This is a genomic window from Thalassotalea profundi (genome assembly GCF_014653195.1).
GTDB lineage: Bacteria > Pseudomonadota > Gammaproteobacteria > Enterobacterales > Alteromonadaceae > Thalassotalea_B > Thalassotalea_B profundi.
In genome coordinates this window covers 151,169-175,533 of sequence record NZ_BNAH01000005.1, presented here as the reverse complement: position 1 = coordinate 175,533, position 24,365 = coordinate 151,169, and the positions used below count along the sequence as shown (strand labels likewise).

Sequence of the window (24,365 nt, the reverse complement as noted above, 5' to 3'; positions counted from 1 at the left end):
AAACACTTGCACTACTTTGACGGGAGTATCAAAACCTATTAATCATTTATTTAACGAACTGAAAAATCAGAAGGTTAAATAAAGGAAATAATAAAGTATTTGATTTCAGTGTATTTCAGCAGAAGACATCTTAATTTCGCACTTCATAATAAAGTTAGAAAAAAGAGCAACTACCGGCTCTAAGTTAAAAATATTCTGGGGCGAATTTTAGCACAATATTTAATTATTGCACTACATTGATACAAGAGTTTTAGTAGTATTTAGTACTCTTTGGTGATTTTTCACGCTAATCTCTCATTTTCACTATTTTCAACTGTTAAAAAAGGCCAATATTTAAAAATATTGACCTTTTTATCTGTGATATAAAATTAAATGTTATCGTTAAACTAAGTTATTTATTTCTACCACTGGATTAATGTCAGCCTCATAATCAACTGAGTCAATACCAAAACCAAATAGTTTTAAAAACTCATTGTGATAACCAGCATAGTCAGTTAACTCATCAATAGTATCAGTATCAACAGTGTCCCATATATGCTGAATTCTATCTTGCACAGAATCGTCTAACTCTTTGTAGTTTTGGCTTAAACGTCCTTCATCATCTAATCGCGGAGAATCGTTATATAAATTTTCAACAAAAAGCGATTGTATTTGTTCAATACATCCTTGATATTCACCATCACTTTTCATGACTTTAAACATTGCCGAAATATATAAAGGCATAATCGGAATAGCAGAACTTGCTTGAGTAACAACAGCATTTAATGAAGTAACATAAGCTTTACCATTAACGGAACTCGTTGATTCAGTAATAGCCTTGGCTGCACGATCTAAATCTTCTTTTGCTCGACCAATAGTTGCATGTCCGTATATTGGCCAAGTTAATTTCTTACCTATATAAGTGTATGCCGTTGTTTTAAAGTTTTCAGCTAAAACATCAGCTTCTGATAAAGCTTTGATCCAAAGTTCCCAATCAGCACCGCCCATTACGTCTACAGTACCTTGAATTTCAGCCTCATTTGCAGCTTCAACAGATACAGAATCAATAATACGTTTAGTAGTATTTAAATTTTTGGTAGTAACGCCCTGACCTATTGGCTTAAGTGTTGAAGAATAGACTTCTCCAGTATCTGGATCCGTACGTCGCGGTGAGGCTAAGCTGTAAATAATTAAGTCAACTTTCCCTAATTCTTCTTTAATAATATTGATAGCTTTGGCTTTTAACTCATGAGAAAAAGCATCACCATTAATATTTTTTGACCATAAACCAGCTTCATCAGCCGCTTTTTGAAATGCAGCTGTATTATACCAACCAGCTGAAGCGGTTTTCTTTTCTGTAGGTTCTTTTTCAAAAAACACACCCAAGGTTTTAGCATTATTACCAAATGCGGCGGTAATTCGAGAAGCTAGTCCATAACCAGTCGATGCGCCAATAACCAATACGTTTTTTGGTTTATCTGCTGCTTGTGTTTGGCTTTTTACATAAGCTATTTGTTCATTTACATGAGCTTCACAACCAGCAGGATGTGCATTAGTACAAATAAAGCCACGAATTTTAGGTTTAATGACCATTAGATCGCCTTTTAAAATATAATTCAAAAATTTGCTGCATAGTTTACTCTGCCTTTGCAGAATAAGAGGTACGAGCAGTGAAAATGATTAACAATATGGACGCCATACTACGCCAAGACATAGTAAAGAGCTACTAAGCTTTAGGCGTAGCAGATCTTTTTCCACCACCTAAACACTTAGGTGATAATGGGGTATTTTCTTCATAATAGTCACTCCATTCCTTTTCAGTATATGTATGAAGTGCTAGTGCATGAATTTTTTCAGCAAGTTCAGTCGCTAATACCGCATTAACGGCTCGATGGCGTTTAATTAAGCGCTCTCCTTCAAAGTCTGGAGACACAATAATGACTTTGAAATGTGACTCGCTACCAGGAGGTACATTATGTTTATGACTCTCATTAAGTACATCAAGAAATACTGGAGAAAATGCAGCAAGTAACTTTTGTTCTATCACAGCTTCAGTTGACATTCTTTTCCCTTACTTTTTAAATTTTAAATAATTCATGGATTATAGTGTGCTCACAATTTTCCACGCTTTACAAAAATGACATAGTTAACCTTAAATCTTCTGAGCAATAACATTAAATTAAATAAATTTATTTTTTTATTTCTCGAAAAGTAAGGTTTATTCGCATTGATTTTTCAATACGAGATTTAGGTAATGCGTGTTGATAGTATTCTTGGCTTTTATCCCCCATAACCAATAAGCTGCCTGATTGTAATGATAATTTAATCGATTCTCCACCGTTTTTATGTTTAAGTTGAAAGTCGCGTGTTGCACCAAATGAAAGCGAGGCAATTAATGGATTTTTCCCTAACTCTACTTCATCGTCACTATGCCAGCCTACCGAATCTTTATGGTCTCTATAGCAATTAACAAGCACAGCATTAAATTGTGCCTGGCAAAAAGTATTCACTCTATTTCTCAACTCTGTCAGTACCGGTAGCCATGGCGTTGGAGCCAACGTCATTTTAGAGTAACGATAACTTAACTCAGCATCAGCGTACCAAGCCTGTAATCTAGGTATATCAATGACTCGACCAAACATTAACATTTGATCTTGTCGCCATTGAACATCTTGATAAAGACAATTTAAATAATGCTGGTTTTCATCCCACGACAAAAAATTTGGATAATAGTCAATTTTAGCGTCTTTTACGGCAACTTTTATTAGCTTTCCCCTTAAATCGAAGTTTAGCCATCACTCATTTTAGTTTATCATTACCTAGCAACTTAAAAGCAACCCAATACAGTCAATTATTATGCTAAGCCCTTTTATATTTAAGCATCACCAAGAAAACAAAAACCTTTTTCTCGAACGCTTTCCTGCCAATCAAGTTAATCGAAGCCTACAAGCTTGGGATGCGGCTGATGAATATATATGTAATTATGTAGAGCAAGAGCAACTTTTTACTTCAAATACTAACATACTTATTTTTAATGATAGTTTTGGAGCATTAAGTGCAAACTTTAAAGATCACTGTGTCACCACAGTCACTGATTCTATTATTAGTCATCAAGGTTTAGTCCATAACTTTGAATTAAACCATTTACCACTCGATAATATTACCTGTATTACCAGTCTTGAAGCACTCCCTAATAACGTATCAGTAGTGCTTTATAAAGTACCAAAAAATAAAGCATTACTTATAGAACAATTAATCAATATTAAAAATTCGCTCAAAGAAGGTACAATTTTTATTGCTGCAGACAAAGCCAAAAACATTCAAAAAACAACATTAGCCATATTTGAAAAATATTTAGGTAACACCACCACATCGTTAGCGGTAAAGAAAGCACGATTGATTTTTTGCCAACTAAATAATAGCCAACATTATGAAGTGCCTAAACCCACTACATGGGAAATTTCCACTCCTAAGTTGACCTTATCTAATTTAGCTAATGTATTTGCCAGAGAAAAACTCGATATTGGTGCTCGTCATTTTATTCAAAATTTAGGTGATGTTAATAAATATAAAGAAATAATAGACTTAGGGTGTGGCAATGGCATTGTTGGTTTATCTATTTTAGCTCAACACCCACAAGCTAATATCACATTTGTTGATGAATCATATATGGCAGTAGCTTCAGCAAAACTCAATGTTGAAAATAATTTCCCAGATTTAGTCTCTCAATGCCAATTCATTACCAATGATTGTTTACATAATTTTGATAGTGATAGTGTTGATGCCATTTTTTGCAATCCACCTTTTCATCAGCAAAACGCAGTAACGGATCATATTGCTTGGCAAATGTTTAAAGATAGTTACAAAGTTTTACGGAAAAAAGGTGAGTTGCGCATTGTCGGTAACAGACAGCTTGGTTACCATATAAAAATGAAACGACTTTTCGGTAACAATACCCTTATTGCTAGTGATAATAAATTTGTTACTTTATCTTCTATTAAAAAATGAGTGCTTATTAAAATGAAATTAAATACTGTAGTACGACCTACTCTCCTTAGTTTATTGTTTTTATTAAGTGCTTGTTCAAGTAACGTAAAGCATTTAGTCATAGCACCTGAGGTTTTAACACCGGGGAACTCTTCGCTAACAGCTAAGTCTTTAAATATTTCAACAAGCGATTTACGACCTGCACAACACATGCTGCAAATTCTAAAAAAAGATCAAGCAGCAGACGTGATTACCAGTCAGTCGTCATTAGCAGAAATTATCGATAACGCCCTAACTTCTGCCTATAAAAAGTCAGGGACACAAGTTACTCCTGCAGGTAGTAATGTATTAAACCTTGCCATTAACAAAGCATTAATCAGTGTCAACCAAAGTATGCTGAAATATAATGCCAGCAATGCAATTGTACTAAGTATTAGTATTGATAATGGTGAAAAAACATTAACAAAAAGCTATCGAAGCTCGGGTAAAAGTGAAGGCCCGTTACAAGCTGATATTGCAGTACTTGAACGTGATTTCAATCAACAGTTAAGCAAGCTGATTAGCAATATCGTGAATGACCCACAATTAATTGAATTTATGAGATAAACCATGCGAATAATCGTCATATTGCTAACTTTAATATGTTTTCATGCTTCGGCTGCAAACACTAACATAGATCCAAACAACCTTTATCCTAAAGTAAAGCTTGAAACCTCAAAAGGAATAGTTGTTGTTGAATTAGACCGTGTTCGAGCTCCGATTACGGTAGATAACTTTCTCACTTATGTGGTTACAGGGAAATATGACAACACTATTTTTCATCGGATTATTGAAGACTTTATTGTTCAAGGTGGCGGTTATGATAGCGACTTTAATATAAAAAAAGTTAAAGAAAATATAGTGAATGAATCAGGCAATGGATTAAAAAATAACATTGGTACGATTGCTATGGCAAAAGAAAACCATCCTCATACGGCAAATCGACAATTTTTCTTTAATGTTGCTGACAATACTAGCTTAAACCCAGGTAGACGTTGGGGATACACAGTATTTGGTTATATTATTCAAGGAGAAGAAGTTATTATGGAAATGTCAAAAGTGAAAACAGATTTTAATGAAGCAATGGCATGGAGTGATGTCCCCGTTGAGCCGATAATATTAATTAAGGCAACCTTATTGCCAGCCGATTAACTATTTAATTATTTCCCATTTTTAGAAATTTAATTCAAAAATTAACTATTGAAAGTACAATATGTTACAAATAAATGACTAAATCTTTACCTTACAGCTTTGACAATCCCGCATTTATCTACGATAACTTAACTAGCAATAGACAAAAGTACAATTAAGAAAAACTACAATATTGCATCTCATAGTTATATTTTTCAGTTTTTTATGCCAGATACTTTTGGGGATTTCCATGATAATTGAGCAGTTTATCAATGAAAAAGTTTTACAAATCAGTGCTTATATCACTGCAGTCATAGAAAAGACAATACATTATACAGAACTTGATCGATTCGTAACTGACACTATGGAAGAATGGACACTTCTACAAGTAGTTGAAGAAACACCTAACAATGCTAAAGAGCGTGTTTTTTGGCATATTATTCATTTACTATGCTTACACGGTGCACAAGCTTTAAAACATAACCTATTTTTAAAAGCAGAAATTAAAACTTGCATTGATTTTGTTAATGGCCTTGGCAGCTATCCAATAGATTGTGTTGGCTGGCGACCGTTGCCTTAATTAAATTTCACAATTCTAATGTCGAACTTTCCTTGAAAGTACTTTTTTAGGCGTATCAAGTCTGTTAGTCTGCGTAGCAATATAATTATCGTTAATCACTAATCAATGCCATCAAATCATACTATTAAACAAACCCTACGTTATTTTAAAGACCGTAAATTACTCACTATTTTTTTCTTTGGTATTGCAAGTGGCTTCCCTTGGGTCATGATTGGCTCGGCAATGAGTGGTTGGTTAAAAGATGAAGGGTTAAGCCGTTCGAGTATCGGTTTATTTGGCTTAATTTTTGTAGCTTACAGCATCAATTTTTTATGGTCACCATTAGCTGATCGTATCAAAATTCCATGGTTAACAAGAGTATTTGGTCAACGCCGTAGCTGGATTTTATTCACACAAGCTTGTTTAGTATTGGCAACAATACAAATGAGCCAACTTAATGTATTAAACGAGCTTAGTGTCCTTGCCATTTTTGGGTTAATCGTTGCAATAAGTGGCGCAACCCAAGATATAGCGATAGATGCTTACCGTATAGATTCATTAGCTAAACAAAATTCAAACTTTATGGCAGCAGGTTCTGCTATGGCTACTGCGGGTTGGTGGACAGGCTATGCAGGCTTAGGCAGTATTCCATTCATTCTAGTAAGTCGCCCCAATTGGCAGTGGCCTGAAGTTTATATGGTCCTTGCAGCCATCATGGCGTTGCTAATGATCACCGCATTGATAATTAAAGAGCCACAAAGCGATCGAGAAGCAGAACAAGGGCTAATAGAAGCTAAATATTTATCGGCACTACCACATTATGGTGCTCGTTCTTTCGGCATATTACTTATTTTACCGCTCATTATTGCTTGTATATTTTATGCCAATATTGATTACCCTTATTGGCCCTCTCAATTAATTAGCACCGATTATAGCTTTACAATTATCAGTTGTTTAGTTGCGATTTTATTACTTATTTTTGCGCAACAATTATCCAAATTAAATAAAACCATAGAGAGTACAACATCCCAAAGGATAACTTTAAGCACCACGACAACATTACATAAGGTAACAGCATGGTTATTAACAACCTTGGTTGCCCCTATTCAGGAGTTTTTTAATCGTAACGGTACACGACTCGCCATCTCTATTTTATTATTTATTTTTCTCTTTAAATTGGGAGAAGCTTATTTAGGTAGAATGTCAATTGTCTTTTACCGAGAAGTAGGTTTTTCTAATGCGGATATTGCTTATTATTCGAAGTTAATTAATTGGGCAACCACTATTGTATTCTCTCTTATTGGCAGTGTTTTTACTATTCGATACGGTATATTAAAAGGGCTATTCATCGGTGGAATTGCGATGTCTGCGAGTAACTTACTGTTTTCAGTCATGGCAATAGTTGGGCCCAACCATTTACTTTTTGCATTTACCGTTTTTGTAGATGGCTTCACTTCTGCTTGGGGATCTGTTGCTTTTGTGTCTTTATTATCAGTACTTTGTAATAAGAGTTTTACTGCAAGCCAATATGCCTTGATGGCTTCTTTAGGCACCTTTGGGCGTGTCATGCTAGGCTCATATTCAGGAATTGTAGTAGATTGGTTAGATGGTAATTGGGCGTTATTTTTTGTATTAACTTCATTAATGGTAATACCAAGCTTATTATTTTTATATTCAATTAGGCAGCCATTAACTCGTCTCATTAATGAACAAAATGCATTAAATGAAAACAGTAATGTTTAGCAAATTAATATAAACTAACCTATCATATTGATATAACATTAATAAATGAAACTATAATGATAAAACTGTATTTTTTATTACCCATTATAATGTGCGCTATTTGGTGGTGGTTTTTAACAAACCGTGGATACACATTAAAAGAAGGCTTAAAAGGTTTTCTTTATATCATCACGTTTAATGTGATCATTATTGGCTTTTTTGTATTAATGCTATTTGTCACTCACTAAGTACATAAAACAATTTTAATCATTGGTTACTCAATAAAAAAACCTTAATGTCTCAAGAACACTAAGGTTTTAGCAAAACAATTTAATCGAACTTATTTAACGCTTAAAAAATAGATCGGAATGAAGAACCGCCCCGATGTAGGCCTCTTCTTTTATTACGCATACGGCTATGTAATTCACGTCTTTTTGCGTCTAACCATTCATCACGTGTCACACTCGTATCTCTTCGTGCTTCTTCACGTTCTCGATAAGCACAAAAGTCAATGAAAGCATTAATATCTTCTTTTAACTCTGCAACCACTAATTCAATCATAATGGCATCATCTAAGAAGCCAAGAACAGGTATATGGTCAGGAACTAAATCTTCAGGATCACTAAAATATGCTAGGGCACTAAGTACATCAGTTTTAGCTTCTTCTGGTATTTGCCATTCACTATCTTCGATCATTGATACTAATGTTTCTAATTTCTGTAGACGCTCACTCACAAATAATGGCAGTTCAACATTAATAGATTGGCTCAATTTTTTAGCATTAGCTAATATCTCTTGCTCACTTAGTTTTTCTGCGCCATCTTGGGCTTTGCGCATTACGTCACGGAAATGATCTAAATCTGATTCTTTTAACTCGAAAGTCACTTCAAAGGCCATTTTAATTCTCCTAGGTTGGCATTTTTTTGTGCTTGATAATTAATTTAACAGAACATGACTATTACATCACTATAGATATACATATTTTTTATAAATATTTTACATTTCTGCTTATTGTCGACGTATACAGGATTAGTCCATGCTACTATTTATATATTAAGATCAATTAGTAAAAATATTCCCTTATGAATGCCCCCCTTAAAAACCAAGAAAGCTCGAAGATAGACTCCTCAAACAAAATTTGCGAAAACTGTCATGCTAAAGTTATTGGTGCGTATTGCAGTGAATGTGGTCAATCAATTGAATCAAGTTTAAAATATTTTTGGACGGTTATTCTGCACTTATTAGACGATATTTTTAGCTTTGACTCTCGTGCTAGCCGCACCCTTGTCCCGCTTTTATTTAATCCGGGGGTTTTTAACAAAAGAATACATCGCTGGCCGAAGAGTTCATTATGTTCCTCCTATTAGACTCTACCTTTTTATTAGTATTATTTTTTTCTTATCATTAAGTTTTTTTGTTAAGCCAAATTTCGATGACTTAAGCAATCAAAAACAAAAAAGAGCAGACATTGTACAACAAATAGACAGTCAACTTGAACGTTTTCAAACTCAACAAACAGCGGCCAATAGTGAGAAACTTCAAGATATAGCGAATCATCAACAACTACTTAAACAATATAAAACTGATATATCTCAATCCAATAACACAAAAAGCCTTCACACAACGATTGAACTTGTACAATTAGAATTATTGAGAATTAAAAATGATCCTCCATTAACCGAAAAGCAGCAACAAAAATTAGAACGTCTTAAAGAAAAGTTAAAAACTAGCAACACTGATAAAACAGTATCTATCAGTAATAATGAAGATGGCACCTTAAGTCTTGATTTCCTTTCAGATAAAAATAATAAAATACTTAATGCAAAAGCAGATGAAATAGAAACGAAAGCAAGCGAATTACTGAAAACATCACCTGAAAAGCTCTTACGTGAAGCCATTAATAAGTTACCTCAAATAATGTTTGTAATATTGCCATTATTTGCATTGTTACTTAAGTTCATGTTTGTTTTTTCAAAAAGGCTTTACATGGAGCATCTAACGGTTGCTCTACACAGTCATAGCTTTATATTTCTAGCAGTACTTATCATAGAAATTTTAGATACCTGTTTCGATGCGTTAGATAGTCCTAATAGCTGGGTCAGTAATTTAATACAATTTTTAATGGCCATTTTGCTATTTTGGATACCCGTATATTTATTTATTATGCAAAAACGCATATATAAACAAAGCTACTTTTTAACATCTATCAAATATTTTATCATCAGCATTTTATATACTTTTTTACTTACAATAGCAGCAATAATAGCTTTTGTTTGGGGATTATTAAGTATTTAAAATGCCTATGCCTAGAGATCAAAAAAGCCAATGAAAATTATTCATTGGCTTTTAAAATAGAGACTTAAAAAGCAAGGCTAATAAATTATTCCGCTATCGGTTTCATGTGCGGGAATAAAATAACATCTTTAATCGTCGGTGAATCAGTAAATAGCATAACCAAACGGTCAATGCCAATCCCCTCACCTGCTGTTGGCGGTAAACCGTATTCAAGCGCAGTAATATAGTCTGCATCATAATGCATTGCTTCATCATCACCGGCATCTTTGCCTTCAACTTGATTTTGAAAACGCGCTGCTTGGTCTTCTGCGTCATTAAGCTCAGAGAAACCATTGGCTAATTCACGACCGCCAACAAAGAACTCGAAACGGTCAGTAATAAACGGGTTTTCATCATTGCGACGAGCTAACGGTGATACTTCCCAAGGGTATTCTGTGATAAATGTGGGTTGATCTAATAAATGCTCTGCAACTTCTTCAAAAATTTCACAAATATATTTACCAGCACCCCATACCTTAGAAGCTTCAGTTTCTTTTACACCAACTTGTTTGGCAATCGCTTTTAATGCTTCAAAATTTGCTTCTGGGTTACGTAATACATTTTCGTCTAATACATCATTGTATTTTTCTTTACCGTATTGAAGAATTGAATCAACCATAGATAAACGAACAAATGGTTTGCCAAAGTCATAAAATTTTTCTTCGACTACTTCACCGTCGGCGTTTTTCACTGTGTTACGAATAACCGATGTCCCCATAACGTCTTGGGCTAATGTACGTAACATTTCTTCAGTTAAATTCATAAGGTCATGGTAATCAGCGTAAGCTTGATAAAATTCGATCATAGTAAATTCAGGGTTATGACGAGTCGATAAACCTTCATTACGGAAGTTACGGTTAATTTCAAATACTTTTTCAAAACCACCAACAACTAAACGTTTAAGGTAAAGCTCAGGAGCAATACGCATAAACATCTGAATATCTAATGCATTGTGAAACGTTTCAAACGGTTTAGCCGAAGCACCACCAGGAATTGTTTGTAACATTGGTGTTTCAACTTCCATAAAATCACGTTCTGTTAAAAACTTACGAATACCATCCACTATTTTAGAGCGAATTTTAAACGTATTACGGGTATCTTCATTAATAATTAAATCAACATAACGTTGGCGATATTTTGTTTCTACATCAGATAAGCCATGGAATTTTTCAGGTAATGGGCGTAACGATTTAGTCAGTAACTCATATTTGTCCATATTGACATATAAATCACCTTTGCCTGACTTATGCATAGTACCAGTAACACCGATAATATCGCCTATATCTAATGTTCCCCAACGTTCTTTAATATCTTTTTGCACAGTTTTATGGGCATATGCTTGAATGCGTCCGGTCATATCTTGTAATACCAAGAATGGACCACGCTTTGCCATCACACGGCCAGCGATACTGTATTCAGCAGTTTCAGCTTCAAGGGTTTCTTTATCTTTTTCACCATGTTCAGCTTGCAAATCAGCTGCATAGTGTTTTCGATCGAATTTATTTGGATGACCATTCGCTGGGCAGTTTTCTCTGATTTGCGTTAACTTGCCTCGACGTTCGGCAATAAGTTTGTTTTCGTCTTGCTGTGTTTGGTCTGTCATTTTTTTTCCAAATAAAGAGCGCTTGCTCGTCAATCAACATTAAATAATTACTTTAGGATTATAAACGTTATAACCCTGACTTTAATGATGCCTCGATAAACTTATCAAGATCACCATCTAATACGGCCTGCGTATTACGATTTTCAATACCTGTACGTAAATCCTTAATTCGGCTGTCATCTAAAACATAAGAGCGTATTTGACTGCCCCAACCGATATCTGATTTACCATCCTCAAGCTCTTGCTTGTTTTCATTTTGCTTTTGTATTTCAAGTTCATACAATTTAGCTTTTAATAACTTCATCGCTGCAGCACGATTTTTGTGCTGAGAACGATCACTTTGACATTGTACAACCGCACCTGTTGGTATATGCGTTAAGCGAATAGCTGAATCAGTTTTATTCACATGCTGTCCACCAGCACCCGATGCTCGATATGTATCAACACGTAAATCAGCTGGGTTAATATCAATCTCAATATTATCGTCTATTTCAGGATAAATAAATGCGGATGCAAATGAAGTGTGTCTACGACCACTTGAATCAAATGGAGACTTACGCACTAAACGGTGAACACCAGTTTCTGTACGTAACCAACCGTAAGCGTAATCACCGGTATATTTAATCGTACAACCTTTAATACCGGCTACATCACCATCAGTCACTTCAAGAACTTCTACTTTAAATCCATGGGCTTCGCCCCAACGTAAATACATACGCATTATCATTTCTGCCCAATCTTGGGCTTCTGTACCACCTGAGCCTGATTGTATATCCAAATAACAATTACTAGCGTCTTGCTCACCAGAAAACATTCGACGAAACTCTAATTTCTCTAAGCTTTGTTCAAGTGTTGTTACTTCTGATTGGGCATCATTAAATGTTTCTTCATCCTTTTCTTCTATCGCCAACTCAACTAGACCTTCGATGTCGTCACAACCAGCATCTAGCTCATCGATAGTGTTAACAACTGTTTCTAAGTCTGAACGTTCTTTACCTAAGGCTTGTGCTCGTTCAGGTTCATTCCAAACGTCAGGTAATTCTAATTCTCTTTCTACTTCAACTAAACGCTCACTCTTGTGATCATAGTCAAAGGTACCCCCGAAGTAGCTCTGTACGCTCGCGAATTTCTTTAATTTTATTTATGACTGGATTTACTTCAAACATTATTAGCGTTATGTCTTTCTTGAAATATAGCAAAATAGGCGCGCATTGTAGCGTAAATCATCAGGCAAATAAATAATTGAATACATTAACAGATGAAGTTAAATACCCATCAATTTACTACTGTAATATGCTCTACTATCAATTGTAGACTTTGTTTGTCACGAAACTCATTAATATCTAAACGATAAGCTAAATGAACCTGCTGTATTTGTGGGTTTGGCCATTGTGAAACATCAACATTAAAAGCAATACCATCGTATAGCTGCCCTTCTTTTTCCACTACTATTTTTAAATGTTTTTCACCGACAATACGTTGTTGCATTAAGGTAAATGTATCATCAAAAGTAGGCTCTGGAAAATTTTGCCCCCATGGGCCTGAATCTCTAATTAATTGGGCAAAAGATAATGTCATTGCTTCTGACGGAAGTTCGCCATCAGACATGATAGTGCCTTGGAGCAACTCTTCATTTAACCAAAGGCTGGCATAATGAGTAAACGCTTGTTGAAATTCGTTAAAATGCGCTTTATTAATCGACAGGCCTGCCGCCATCGCATGACCACCAAATTTAATAATGAGTTCTGGCTTTTGGCTATCAATATGTTCAAGTAAATCTCTAATATGTAAGCCTAAAATAGAGCGGGCGGAACCTTTAAGTTCAAGTCCATTTTCAGACTGAGCAAAAACAATAGTAGGTCGGTGATACTTTTCTTTTAGTCGGCCAGCAACAATGCCAATAACGCCTTGATGCCAGTCTTGGTGAAATAGCGCTATTGCAGAAGGTAAAGTGTCTTCGGTAAAATTCAGCGCTTTAAGTACACTTTCAGCCTCTTGTTGCATACCTTGCTCAATTTCACGACGTGTTTTATTTAATCCATCAAGCTCTTGCGCCATCAATCGCGCATTCATCAAATTATCAGCAAGTAAACAATTAATACCAAAGGCCATATCATCTAATCGCCCTGCCGCATTTATTCTAGGTCCTAACGCGAAACCAAAGTCGCTTGCCACTAATTGTTGCTGTTTTTTTCCTGCAACTTCTATTAATGCTTGTATGCCAGGTCGTGTTACACCAGCACGAATACGTTTCAAGCCTTGTTCAACAAGAATACGATTATTAGCATCTAAAGAAACAACATCTGCTACAGTGCCTAAAGCAACTAAATCAAGTAATTGAGCAATATTAGGTTCATTAATACCTTGTTGGTTAAACCACTCTTGCTCGCGTAAATATTTACGCATTGCTAAACACAAATAAAAAGCAACACCAACCCCTGCAATAGATTTACTGGTAAAAGCACAATCAGGTTGGTTAGGATTAACAATAGCATCTGCTGGCGGTAGCGTTTTTCCCGCTAAATGGTGATCCGTTACAATAACTTTCAAACCTAAAGCTTTAGCTTGCTCTACACCCGCATGACAACTGATCCCACTATCAACAGTGATTAAAAGTTGAGCACCTTGATTAGCAGCAATATTGACAATTTCAGGTGTTAAGCCATAGCCATATTCAAATCTATTAGGCACTAAAAATTGATGATTTTTACAGCCAAATAATGAGAGTGCGATCATCATTAGTGCCGTACTAGTGGCACCATCAGCATCAAAATCTCCAATAATAAAAATAGATTGCTGATTTTTTAATGCGTGAAAAAGTACTTGGCAGGCTTTTTCAAGCCCTTTCATAGAACCAACAGGAGCGAGGAGGTTAGTTGCTAGCGTTAGTTCTTGATCTGAGCTAACGCCTCTGCTGGCATAAATCTGTTTAATAACAGGGTGTAATTGACCTGATAAATGCTCATCGCAAACCTTTTTGCGACGAACAACAGTTTTTGTGACCACTTAACTTGTAGCTTTAATTTGATCTAAAATGTTAATTAAGCTGTTTGGATCTTTATAACCAGGAACCATTAAACCATTCTCTAAAATGATTGCTGGAGTACCATTAACTCCAATTTTTCGTCCAAAGTCGAACTCAGCTTCAACAGGCTTATCACATATTCTTTGCGCAACTGGTGATCCTTGCTTAGCTTTAGTTAATGCACTTTGAGGATCCTCATGGCACCATATAGATTGTAAATCTTTAAACCCTTGAGAATATTGCCCCATCTGATCTCTTACGCCATATCGAGGATAAGCTAAATAACGTACAGTAATACCTTTATCGTTATAGTCATCCATTTGCTCATGCATTTTACGACAATAGCCACAAGTGATGTCAGTGAACACATTGATCACATGTTTTTCATTTTTTGCTTTATAAACAATCATATCCCCAGCAAAGCTCTTTACACCTTCAAGCCTAACCTTTTTCAAAGTTTCTTCGGTAATATCATTGCGGGCATTAATGTCATACAGCTTGCCATCAACCAAAAAATTGCCATCAAGGCTTGAATAAAATACTCGATGATCCGCTATTACTTCAACTAACCCAACCATGGGGCTTGGTTTAATTGAGGTAATGTCACCTAAAACATCAGTCAACTTAGCTGTTAACGCTTTTAGTTCACCTTCAACTACAGACGTCTTAGACGAGTTCGGTGCATCTACGGCTTGTACCCAAGTAGGAGAAATTAAACCGACGGAGAATACGGTACCTAATAATATTTTTTTAAACATACGTTTTCCTAAATAAAACTACACGATAAATTATGAGCGTAACAATCAAGCGAATACTCAATAAAAACAAGACCGTTTTAATTGCGCTAAAATTACAGGCTTATTATTAAAAAATCAATCTTCGACTAAATTAACATTTAACTTATTCGCACTATGGTAACACTTATGAGACGCTTTCTGGTAAACTCGCGAACATTTAAAAATACTCTTCAACTAGTAACGATATAATAACTATGAATATAGGTTTATTTTACGGCTCTACTACTTGCTATACAGAAATAGCAGCAGAAAAAATTCAACAACATTTTACCGATGACCTAACCGTAGAGCTTTTTAATATAAAAGAAACGCCATTAAAAGATTGTCAAAATTTTGATCTGCTTATTTTTGGTATTTCAACGTGGGATTATGGTGAAATACAAGAAGATTGGGAAAGTCATTGGCCTGAAATTGCTGATCTTGATTTATCTAATAAAGTCATCGCTCTTTTTGGTATGGGCGATCAAATAGGCTATACCGACTGGTTTCAAGATGCTCTTGGAATGTTACATCAGCAAGTTACAGCACAAGGCGCTTATTGTATTGGTTATTGGCCTAATCAAGGTTATGAGTTTGCACAGTCAAAAGCATTAACCTCAGATCAAACTGAGTTTGTTGGCTTAGCACTTGATGAAGACAACCAATATGATTTATCAGACGAACGAATAGCGACTTGGTGTCAACAAATTAAAAGTGAAATTGAGCAGCTTTTATCGCAAGATGATTAGCTAATAACAACAATTGCCTTTATAATTAGCGGCAATTTTATCCAAAGTGAATTTAATTTTTTATGTTTGAGCAGTTCGAGCTAGATTCAGAACTTCTAGGCGGTATTAACAATGCCGGCTTCAAAAAACCAACATCAATCCAATCTCTTGTTTTACCGGAAGCAATGGCAGGTAAAGATGTATTAGCATCAGCACCTACAGGTACAGGTAAAACTGCTGCTTTTTTGTTGCCTGCTGCACAACATTTACTTGATTATCCAAGAAAAAGAGCTGGATTTCCTCGTGTACTCGTATTATCACCAACCCGTGAATTAGCTCTACAAATAGGTGAGCAAGCTGAAAAATTAACGTCACTGACAAGCATTAAAACGGCGGTAGTAACCGGCGGTGTTAATTACGGAAGTCACCAAGAGGTATTAACAGGAAATACTGATATTTTAATTGCAACGCCTGGACGCTTACTCGAATACATAGAAAACGAACAATTCGATGCTAGAGACATTGAAATTCTAGTATTAGACGAAGCTGACCGTATGCTTGATATGGGGTTTTCTGAAACCATCAACCGAATTATTGGTGAAGCGCGGTGGCGTAAGCAAACGTTATTATTTTCAGCAACATTAGAAAGTGCTGGTGTGTCTAAATTTGCCAGAGAAATTTTAAATGATCCTGTTTATTTAGAGTCTAATCCGTCACGTCAAGAAAAAGCCAAAACTCATCAGTGGATCCACCTCGCTGATGATAAAGATCATAAGTTTAAACTATTGGCTAACATTCTTAAGCAAGAAGGTGTTAAACGTGCTGTAGTGTTTGCCAATAAACGTGAAACTGTTCAATATTTATCCGGAAAATTATACGCCGAAGAAATTCCTTGTGCTTGGCTTGAAGGAAAAATGCTACAAGATAAGCGCAACAATGCCGTTGATCGATTAAAAACAGGCAAGGTAAATGTACTTGTTGCTACGGATGTGGCGGCGAGAGGTTTAGATATTGATGACATAACTCACGTTATTAACTTCGACATGCCAAGAATGGTTGATATTTATATTCACCGTATTGGTAGAACAGGACGCGCTGGTAATAAAGGAACTGCCATTTCGCTAGTTGAAGCACATGATATGGCCATTATTGGAAAAATAGAACGCTATATCGATGAAAAACTACCTCGAAGAATCATCGAAGAATTACGTCCAAAACACAAAGAATCACGCGTTTCAATCAAAAAACCTAAAGTAAAAAGAACAGCAGCCCAGAAAAAAGCAAAAGCGAAGAAAATAGCGAAACGCAAAAAGAAGTAAACAATAAAACGTAAAAATTTCAACGAAATCTAAAAAGCATCATTAAAATATGATGCTTTTTTATTTATTAAGAAAAGTTTTTAATGATGAAATTCAAGGGCATTGTGTTGAAACTTCGTCTTTAGCACAAGGAAAGCAGCTTAAAATAGTTGCACCTTCATAGGTATGGCATACTTCCCATATTTCATCACTCACAATAAACGAACGATTTAACTGCTTATAGTAATAATGAGTAAACTGCATTCCTTGATCGGTAAACTTAGTTACCTTAGCAGTTTCACCTAAGTGATCCACAAGCATTTCTAATGTAATTATGGATTCATAAAATTTTTCCATATCATCAGCTAAAACTAACATTGGAAAAATCAATAAAAAACATAATAAGTGACTTTTACTTTTCATAAGTCCACCTAATGATTGTATTTTTTCGTGACGGACTTAACTATCTCCCTTACTCTCAAACTGTTGTATTTGTTCGTTAATCAAAGCTAATGTTGCGCGTTGCGTCACCATTGCACCATCAAATGCAGCTTGAGAGTCTTTCGCCTTAATGTTGTCAAAAATATCAACATGCGCTTGATATTCTTCTAACGTTACCGCTTTTAAACGATTGGTGAAACGTAAGTTTACTTTCAATGCTGTAGTAATAAAGTTCTTTAATTGGATAAAGAAAGGGTTTTGGCTGGCGGATAAAATACTTTGATGAAAGTCGATATCAGCTTCATGGGTGTCATCTTCACCATTGGTAGCATCCTTCATCCGCACTAAAGCATCTTCTATTGCTTTAATATCTTCCGGCTGCGCATATTGAGCTGCCAAAAATGCAGCCTCAGCTTCAATAGCTAAACGCAACTGTTGGAAACTTCTTAACATGTATAAATCAGGCTTACCAATTAAGATCCAATCAAGTACATCAACATCGAATAAATTCCAATGCTTTGAATCAAGCACTTTAATGCCTTGTCTAGGTCTAGAGCCAATAAGTCCCTTTGCCGTTAACATTTTAACCGCTTCGCGAGTCGCAGTTCGGCTAATGTTAAATCGAGTACAGAGTTCCGCTTCCGAAGGTAAGCTATCCCCTACTTTATATGTTCCTTGGAATATAGATTTGCCTAATTCATGAACCACTTGTTGGGTTAAGTTGCGATGCGAAGATTCCATATTTCCTGATAAATTTTAACCTGAATTTAATTTGTATGATAAATGAGGATGACTCATTTACCTAGTAGATTTTTTACTCAATCTTATTTTTTGCTATTTCATCACGTTTATCCCCCTCCTTGTTAACATTATTAACATTTTCATTACCCTTGCTAATACCGCTCACATAAAAACAAATGCATTTAACACTTGCTTCTTATTTTTTTATTTGTATTATAAATACTATTGTATATATTTTTAGATGACACAATGCTTAAACTAATTAAACAATTGACCTTTGCCACCGTTTTTATCCATAGCTCAATTAGTCACGCTCAGACACGTGAACCTTGGGAAGATCACCAAGTATTTGCTATCAATAAAGAAGCGCCACACGCCACTTTGTTTCCATTTGCTAATACATCAGCTGCTTTAGTCAACGATAAAGAAAAAAGCGCTAATTATTTATTATTAAATGGTTTATGGAAGTTTAATTGGCAACGTTCACCAAAAAATAAGCCCGACGGTTTTGAAGCCCCAAACTTTGATGATTCCAATTGGGGCCACATACCCGTGCCCAGTAATTGGGAATTGGAAGGTTATGGTTACCCTATTTATTTAGATGAACGCTTTCCTTTCGCTACAACTTGGCCTGATGCGCCAAAAAATTACAACCCTATAGGCTCGTATCGTAAGGAATTTAAACTTCCTAACCATTGGAAAAATAAACAAGTTTTTTTACATGTCGGTGCGGCAAAATCAAGTTTAGATGTATGGCTTAATGGTAAAAAAGTGGGCTTTAGTCAAGGTTCAAAAACGCCTGCAGAATTTGACTTATCTACTTATTTAAAAGAAGGACGTAATATTTTAGCCTTTCAAATTCGACGTTGGAGCGATGCAAGTTATTTAGAAAGCCAAGATATGCTTCGTATTTCAGGCATTGAGCGTGATGTTTATTTATACGCGACCCCAAAACAACATATTTTTGATGTTCATGCAAAACCCACACTAAATCAAAAACTCAGTAAAGGAATACTTGACGTTGATTTAATTGTTAAAAACTATGCCTCAACTAAAGCGGTAACGACTGTTGAAATGCAGTTACTTGATCCACGTAACGACATGTCTCCTGTCATAAGTAAGGAAGCTAAACTTACATTAACAAGTAATAAAGATACGTCTGTATCGTTATCAGCTAACGTAATTAAACCAGCCTTGTGGTCTGCTGAACTTCCTAATTTATATACTTTATTAGTTAATTTAAAAAATAATCAGGGCGATATCATTGAGTCTATTCGAAATGATATCGGTTTTAGACGTGTAGAGTCAGTTAACGGACAATTATTAGTCAATGGTAAAGCTATTACTATCCGTGGTGTTGACCGACATGAAACCGATCCACAGCATGGTCATGTGGTAACAAAAGCCTCTATGGAAAAAGACATTAAATTAATGAAACAATTCAACATTAATGCTGTTCGCTCTAGCCATTATCCAAATGCCCCATACTGGTACGAATTAACGGACAAATACGGTATGTATGTTATTGATGAAGCCAATATTGAATCTCACCCGTTAGCCATTAATGAAAAAACACAGCTTGGCAATGAAGAAAGTTGGATACCCGCGCACCTTGACCGTACGCAACGCATGTTTGAGCGTGATAAAAATCACCCATCAATTATTATTTGGTCATTAGGTAATGAAGCAGGTACAGGTAAAGTATTTGAAACCACGTATAAGTGGTTAAAAGATAATGACACTAGCCGCTTAGTCCAATACGAGCCCGCAAAAGAAGATTATTATACCGATGTATTCGCGCCAATGTACCCTTCAATTGAGCGTTTAATAGAATACGCAGAATCTAATCCTACTCGTCCAGCGATTATGATTGAATATGCACACGCCATGGGAAATTCAGTAGGTAACTTACAAGATTATTGGAACGCCATTGAAAAATACGATGTACTGCAAGGCGGGTTTATTTGGGATTGGGTTGATCAAGCGCTTTCTTACACTGATGAAAATGGCGTAAAATTTTGGGCCTACGGTAAAGACTTTCACCCAACTTTGCCAACTGATGGTAACTTTTTAAATAATGGTTTAATGAATGCAGATCGCGAACCTCACCCTCATGCGTTTGAAGTTAAAAAAGTCTACCAAGCAATTCGTTTTCATCAAAACAAGGCTAAACCAACAGAGTTTTTAGTAGAAAATCGCTATGACTTTATTGATTTATCGCGTTTTAGTTTACGTTGGAACATTGAAGCCGATGGTAAAAATATCGCCAATGGTATGCAAGCATTCCCAGTAGTAAATGCAGGTGAAAAACAGGCGATAAATCTATCATTACCACAGTTACCAACAAGTGATAATAAAGAATACTTTATTACGTTAACAGCCATTGTTAAAGAACCCTATGGTTTATTAGGCGCTGGACATGAGCTTGCCTTTGAACAATTTAAGTTACCTGTTGCTTATAAACATTTAGCACTTAAGCATTCTTCAAATGAAAAAACAGCTAAAAACACGATTAATTTAATGAAAGTTGTTGAAGATACACAAACTAAAATAGCGTTTAGCAATAGTGATAGCACAATCTCATTTAACAAAAAAACAGGTTGGCTAACCGCGTTTAATTTCCAACAAACACCTCTAATTACTCAAGCGTTAAAAACTAATTTTTGGAGAGCACCAACAGATAACGATTTAGGCAATGGCATGCAAAATTGGGCTGCTATCTGGCAAAAGGCAGCTAATGAGTTGGCACTAAATACTTTTACCTACACCCTAGTAGATGATGGTTATCATGTGAATGCAAGCTACAGCAGCAAATATTTTAAAGGCAAGTTAGCCGTACGTTACCATGTAAGAAATAATGGTCTTGTTCACGTTAATCAATCTTTAACCCTAGATAACGGTCAAGAATTAGCAAATATTCCAAGATTTGGAATGCAATTAGCTATGCCGAGCGATTTTGAACTAATGTCTTGGTTTGGTCGAGGTCCACATGAAAGCTATGCCGATAGAAAAACGTCAGCCCCTATTTCTGTTTACCGAAGCCTAGTAAAAGATCAAATTCATGATTATGTTCGCCCACAAGAAAATGCAAATAAAACAGATATTCGTTGGGTTGCTCTTAAAAACAATCAAAATATGGGGTTAATTGCCGTAGGTGATCAATTGTTAAATGCCAGCGCATGGCCTTACTTGCAAAGTGACATAGACTTTATTGCAGGTAAAGACGGCGGGGAATCAGCTTCAGGTTTAGTCCCTGTTACCAGTAAGCATGGCGCATACTTACCCATGCGAGACCTAGTTACACTTAATATTGATCATAAACAAATGGGTGTTGGCGGCGATACATCTTGGGGGCGTCTAGTACATCCACAATATACTATTCCTGCAAAAAGTATGGAATATGGTTTTACGTTAATTCCGTTTACAGGTGAAAACATTGATATTGCAGAATTAGCTCGTTCCGTAAAAACGCACTAATTCTGACATTAGTAAATTAATCAGTAGGTTGGGCTTTTTTGCCAAGGATGGCGCTAGTAATGTAATGCAAGAGAAATTACTGAAAAATCGATTAGTTAGCCGCATTTACAAGTAAATATGTGACGACTTAAATACCAAGCTACCCATAAAAATTACAGAGATAATTATGACAATAACTACACCTAAATTTACCGCCGATAATGTGCTTAGCTTAGTCAATTCGCATTATAATTTATTAGGTACCCTTAAACCGTTACAAGGATATTGTGATCAAAATTATTTATTAACGACACCCGATAATGAACGTTATATTGTAAAAATAGCCAATAATGCAGAGCCTTTATCCGCACTAGAAATGCAAAATGCAGCCATGGAACATTTGGTTAATCGACATTGCCAAGTGCCAAACGTGATAAACAATAACTATAACGATGCCATCACGAAAATTTCAGCTACAGATACAAACGCTAATACCTCTAGTGTATTTAACATGCGTGTACTTAGTTATTTAACTGGCGACTTTTATGCCCAAATTGAAAGTAAAACGGCTAATGGGCCTTTGTGGTCTAGCTTAGGCCAATTTATTGCGCAAATTGATAATAGCTTAGCTGATTTTACTCATCCTGGCGCTTTTCGCTATTTAGAGTGGGATTTGGCCCAAGGCTACCCGATATGTATGAGTAAAAAACATTTACTCACCACAAGCCAAGCCGTTTTAGTTGATAAATTTTTAATGCTTTATCAAACACAAACACTTCCTGTTATTGGTCAGTTACCACAAGGGGTAATTCATAACGATGCTAACGATCATAATGTTTTAGTTGATAGTATTACCACCCCAACGAAAGTTACGGGTTTAATAGACTTTGGTGACATGGTCCATACCCATATAATAAATGATTTAGCGATTACTTGTGCTTATGCATTAATGGGGCAAGAGCACCCATTAAAAGCGCTAACAGCGATAGTAAGTGCTTATCATCAGGTGCGTCCGTTAAGTGATTTAGAGCTTGAAGTCCTTTATTCTTTAGTCGCTTTACGCTTATGTACTACCGTATGCAACGCTGCGTTAGCAATAAAAGAAAATCCAGATAATGAATATTTGAATATTTCTGTGGCTCCTGCTTGGCAATTACTTACCCTACTCAGTACCTGTAATCCTTTTGCTGTGCTTTGCCAACTTCGTACTGCCTGTGGCTTACCTTTAGACAATGGAAAATCAAAAAATGAGATTGTTAACTACCGTAAAAAGCATTTAGGAAAAACCTTAAGTTTAAGCTACAAAGAGCCGCTTAAAATCGTACGCGGTCAAGGTGCTTATTTATATAACGAATATGGTACGCCCTATTTAGATATGGTAAATAATGTTTGTCATGTTGGCCATTGCCATCCCAAAGTAGTGAGTGCAGGTCAAAACCAATTAGCAAAACTTAATACCAATACACGCTATTTGCATGACAACATTGTTGAATATTCAGAAAAATTACTTGCGACCATGCCAGAAAAGTTATCGGTATGTATGCTAGTAAATTCAGGAAGTGAAGCCAATGAACTCGCTTTCCGATTAGCTCAAAACTTTACTGGTTCTAAACAATTATTAACCGTAGATGGTGCTTATCACGGCAACACCAGCGCATGTATTGAAGCAAGCCCTTATAAATTTGATGGCCCTGGTGGAAAAGGCGCTGCAGATTATGTTCATAAAGTGACCCTACCTGACCCCTATCGTGGTAAATACCAAGGCGAAAACACCGCAACAGATTATGCTAATGATGTTGCTCAAGTAATTGCAGATATTGAAGCAAAAGGTGAACAAGTAGGCACCTTTATTTGTGAATCGCTACAAGGGGTAGCAGGGCAAATTATTATGCCTGAAGGCTACTTAACGCAAGTTTATCAATTAGTAAGAAATGCTGGTGGTGTTTGTATTGCTGACGAAGTACAAGTAGGTTTTGGACGCGTAGGCACTCATATGTGGGCATTTGAAACGCAAAACGTTGTGCCAGACATTGTCACCTTAGGCAAACCTATTGGTAATGGCCACCCGATGGCTGCCGTAATTACAACCCAAGCCATTGCTGATGCTTTTGTTAACGGTATGGAATATTTTAATACCTTTGGTGGCAACCCAGTTTCATGCGCCATTGGTAATGCAGTACTTGATGTTATCAAACAAGAAAGGCTGCAAGAAAACGCCCTCACTGTTGGACATTATCTACTTAACCGTTTTAAGACCTTACAAGAAGAATATTCAATAATTGGTGATGTTCGCGGTTTAGGCTTATTTATTGGCGTTGAATTAGTGACCGATAGAGAAACCAAAACACCAGCTACCGATGAAACAGGCAAATTAGTGGAATTTGCAAAAGCGCATCAGGTGTTATTAAGCACAGAAGGCAGATTTTATAATATTTTAAAAATAAAACCCCCTATCGTGTTTAGCAAACGCGACGCTGATATCTTCGTTAATGTTATCGAGCAAGGATTGAAGCAACTTAACATTAACTCTAATTAACACACTTTAA

20 protein-coding genes are annotated in these 24,365 nt (G+C 35.9%); 10 read left to right on the top strand and 10 right to left on the bottom strand.

Annotated features, from left to right (window positions below; genetic code table 11):
• Positions 1–381: 381 nt before the first annotated feature.
• From fabV to IE155_RS07825, 3 genes are all read right to left on the bottom strand, one after another.
• The gene (gene fabV, locus IE155_RS07835) at positions 382–1,572 is read right to left on the bottom strand and encodes an enoyl-ACP reductase FabV (RefSeq protein ID WP_189377692.1); all 1,191 of its coding nucleotides are present in this window, start codon (positions 1,570–1,572) and stop codon (positions 382–384) included.
• Positions 1,573–1,705: 133 nt separating this feature from the next.
• Entirely contained in the window at positions 1,706–2,041 is a 336-nt protein-coding gene (bolA, locus tag IE155_RS07830) for a transcriptional regulator BolA (RefSeq protein WP_189377691.1), read from the bottom strand.
• 127 nt (positions 2,042–2,168) lie between these two features.
• On the bottom strand, positions 2,169–2,717 hold the full coding sequence (locus IE155_RS07825) for an alpha-ketoglutarate-dependent dioxygenase AlkB family protein (RefSeq protein ID WP_268245247.1): 549 nt from the start codon (positions 2,715–2,717) through the stop codon (positions 2,169–2,171).
• Between the two features lie 118 nt (positions 2,718–2,835).
• Between IE155_RS07825 and IE155_RS07820 the strand changes: the two genes are divergently transcribed.
• The 5 genes from IE155_RS07820 (at position 2,836) to IE155_RS07800 (ending at position 7,438) form a co-directional block, all read left to right on the top strand.
• Complete coding sequence (locus tag IE155_RS07820; protein WP_189377690.1) at positions 2,836–3,987, top strand: methyltransferase; 1,152 nt, start codon at positions 2,836–2,838, stop codon at positions 3,985–3,987.
• Between the two features lie 12 nt (positions 3,988–3,999).
• A complete protein-coding gene (locus tag IE155_RS07815) occupies positions 4,000–4,572 on the top strand; it encodes a YajG family lipoprotein (RefSeq protein WP_189377689.1) in 573 nt (190 codons plus the stop codon).
• Between the two features lie 3 nt (positions 4,573–4,575).
• Entirely contained in the window at positions 4,576–5,157 is a 582-nt protein-coding gene (locus IE155_RS07810; RefSeq protein WP_189377688.1) for a peptidylprolyl isomerase, read from the top strand.
• A 229-nt stretch (positions 5,158–5,386) separates the two neighbouring features.
• Positions 5,387–5,716, top strand: a complete 330-nt coding sequence (locus IE155_RS07805; RefSeq protein WP_189377687.1) for a hypothetical protein — start codon at positions 5,387–5,389, stop codon at positions 5,714–5,716.
• 105 nt (positions 5,717–5,821) lie between these two features.
• A complete protein-coding gene (locus IE155_RS07800; RefSeq protein ID WP_189377686.1) occupies positions 5,822–7,438 on the top strand; it encodes an AmpG family muropeptide MFS transporter in 1,617 nt (538 codons plus the stop codon).
• A 330-nt stretch (positions 7,439–7,768) separates the two neighbouring features.
• On the opposite strand, the gene IE155_RS07795 is transcribed toward IE155_RS07800, so the two are convergent.
• The gene (locus IE155_RS07795) at positions 7,769–8,314 is read right to left on the bottom strand and encodes a YkvA family protein (RefSeq protein WP_189377685.1); all 546 of its coding nucleotides are present in this window, start codon (positions 8,312–8,314) and stop codon (positions 7,769–7,771) included.
• 387 nt (positions 8,315–8,701) lie between these two features.
• Here IE155_RS07795 and IE155_RS07790 point away from each other — a divergent pair, with 387 nt between their 5' ends.
• Positions 8,702–9,712 carry a DUF3667 domain-containing protein gene (locus IE155_RS07790; protein ID WP_189377684.1) on the top strand — a complete coding sequence of 337 codons (1,011 nt, stop codon included), beginning with the start codon at positions 8,702–8,704 and terminating at the stop codon, positions 9,710–9,712.
• An 85-nt stretch (positions 9,713–9,797) separates the two neighbouring features.
• Here IE155_RS07790 and lysS read toward each other — a convergent pair whose 3' ends face one another.
• From lysS to dsbC, 4 genes are all read right to left on the bottom strand, one after another.
• On the bottom strand, positions 9,798–11,354 hold the full coding sequence (gene lysS / locus IE155_RS07785; protein WP_189377683.1) for a lysine--tRNA ligase: 1,557 nt from the start codon (positions 11,352–11,354) through the stop codon (positions 9,798–9,800).
• A 67-nt stretch (positions 11,355–11,421) separates the two neighbouring features.
• Positions 11,422–12,520 (bottom strand): peptide chain release factor 2 gene (gene prfB, locus IE155_RS07780; RefSeq protein WP_189377682.1). Its coding sequence is split into 2 segments (ribosomal slippage): positions 11,422–12,444 and positions 12,446–12,520, totalling 1,098 coding nucleotides; the frame shifts between segments, so codons are not numbered across the junction.
• A gap of 109 nt (positions 12,521–12,629) precedes the next feature.
• Positions 12,630–14,360 carry a single-stranded-DNA-specific exonuclease RecJ gene (recJ, locus tag IE155_RS07775; RefSeq protein WP_189377681.1) on the bottom strand — a complete coding sequence of 577 codons (1,731 nt, stop codon included), beginning with the start codon at positions 14,358–14,360 and terminating at the stop codon, positions 12,630–12,632.
• Positions 14,361–15,137 (bottom strand): bifunctional protein-disulfide isomerase/oxidoreductase DsbC, encoded by a 777-nt coding sequence (dsbC, locus tag IE155_RS07770; RefSeq protein WP_189377680.1) that lies wholly within the window; start codon positions 15,135–15,137, stop codon positions 14,361–14,363.
• Positions 15,138–15,370: 233 nt separating this feature from the next.
• Here dsbC and fldB point away from each other — a divergent pair, with 233 nt between their 5' ends.
• Both fldB and srmB read left to right on the top strand, forming a co-directional pair.
• Complete coding sequence (gene fldB, locus IE155_RS07765) at positions 15,371–15,904, top strand: flavodoxin FldB (RefSeq protein WP_189377679.1); 534 nt, start codon at positions 15,371–15,373, stop codon at positions 15,902–15,904.
• Between the two features lie 62 nt (positions 15,905–15,966).
• Positions 15,967–17,202 (top strand): ATP-dependent RNA helicase SrmB, encoded by a 1,236-nt coding sequence (srmB, locus tag IE155_RS07760; protein WP_189377678.1) that lies wholly within the window; start codon positions 15,967–15,969, stop codon positions 17,200–17,202.
• Between the two features lie 93 nt (positions 17,203–17,295).
• On the opposite strand, the gene IE155_RS07755 is transcribed toward srmB, so the two are convergent.
• Together IE155_RS07755 and IE155_RS07750 are read right to left on the bottom strand one after the other, a co-directional pair.
• Positions 17,296–17,604, bottom strand: a complete 309-nt coding sequence (locus IE155_RS07755) for a hypothetical protein (RefSeq protein WP_189377677.1) — start codon at positions 17,602–17,604, stop codon at positions 17,296–17,298.
• Positions 17,605–17,640: 36 nt separating this feature from the next.
• Complete coding sequence (locus tag IE155_RS07750; protein ID WP_189377676.1) at positions 17,641–18,363, bottom strand: FadR/GntR family transcriptional regulator; 723 nt, start codon at positions 18,361–18,363, stop codon at positions 17,641–17,643.
• Between the two features lie 249 nt (positions 18,364–18,612).
• On the opposite strand from IE155_RS07750, the gene lacZ reads away from it, so the two are divergent.
• Together lacZ and IE155_RS07740 are read left to right on the top strand one after the other, a co-directional pair.
• Positions 18,613–21,840 (top strand): beta-galactosidase, LacZ type, encoded by a 3,228-nt coding sequence (lacZ, locus tag IE155_RS07745; protein WP_189377675.1) that lies wholly within the window; start codon positions 18,613–18,615, stop codon positions 21,838–21,840.
• Positions 21,841–22,006: 166 nt separating this feature from the next.
• A complete protein-coding gene (locus tag IE155_RS07740) occupies positions 22,007–24,355 on the top strand; it encodes an aminotransferase class III-fold pyridoxal phosphate-dependent enzyme (RefSeq protein WP_189377674.1) in 2,349 nt (782 codons plus the stop codon).
• The last annotated feature ends 10 nt before the right edge of the window (positions 24,356–24,365 follow it).

Excerpts from the sequence above, each read along its gene's own strand:
- fabV (WP_189377692.1), bottom strand. The coding sequence starts at position 1,572 with ATGGTCATTAAACCTAAAATTCGTGGCTTTATTTGTACTAATGCACAT.
- dsbC (WP_189377680.1), bottom strand. The coding sequence starts at position 15,137 with ATGTTTAAAAAAATATTATTAGGTACCGTATTCTCCGTCGGTTTAATT.
- lysS (WP_189377683.1), bottom strand. The coding sequence starts at position 11,354 with ATGACAGACCAAACACAGCAAGACGAAAACAAACTTATTGCCGAACGT.
- IE155_RS07800 (WP_189377686.1), top strand. The coding sequence starts at position 5,822 with ATGCCATCAAATCATACTATTAAACAAACCCTACGTTATTTTAAAGAC.
- srmB (WP_189377678.1), top strand. The coding sequence starts at position 15,967 with ATGTTTGAGCAGTTCGAGCTAGATTCAGAACTTCTAGGCGGTATTAAC.
- IE155_RS07820 (WP_189377690.1), top strand. The coding sequence starts at position 2,836 with ATGCTAAGCCCTTTTATATTTAAGCATCACCAAGAAAACAAAAACCTT.
- lacZ (WP_189377675.1), top strand. The coding sequence starts at position 18,613 with ATGCTTAAACTAATTAAACAATTGACCTTTGCCACCGTTTTTATCCAT.
- IE155_RS07810 (WP_189377688.1), top strand. The coding sequence starts at position 4,576 with ATGCGAATAATCGTCATATTGCTAACTTTAATATGTTTTCATGCTTCG.
- IE155_RS07795 (WP_189377685.1), bottom strand. The coding sequence starts at position 8,314 with ATGGCCTTTGAAGTGACTTTCGAGTTAAAAGAATCAGATTTAGATCAT.
- IE155_RS07805 (WP_189377687.1), top strand. The coding sequence starts at position 5,387 with ATGATAATTGAGCAGTTTATCAATGAAAAAGTTTTACAAATCAGTGCT.
- IE155_RS07740 (WP_189377674.1), top strand. The coding sequence starts at position 22,007 with ATGACAATAACTACACCTAAATTTACCGCCGATAATGTGCTTAGCTTA.
- IE155_RS07750 (WP_189377676.1), bottom strand. The coding sequence starts at position 18,363 with ATGGAATCTTCGCATCGCAACTTAACCCAACAAGTGGTTCATGAATTA.
- IE155_RS07815 (WP_189377689.1), top strand. The coding sequence starts at position 4,000 with ATGAAATTAAATACTGTAGTACGACCTACTCTCCTTAGTTTATTGTTT.
- bolA (WP_189377691.1), bottom strand. The coding sequence starts at position 2,041 with ATGTCAACTGAAGCTGTGATAGAACAAAAGTTACTTGCTGCATTTTCT.
- fldB (WP_189377679.1), top strand. The coding sequence starts at position 15,371 with ATGAATATAGGTTTATTTTACGGCTCTACTACTTGCTATACAGAAATA.
- IE155_RS07755 (WP_189377677.1), bottom strand. The coding sequence starts at position 17,604 with ATGAAAAGTAAAAGTCACTTATTATGTTTTTTATTGATTTTTCCAATG.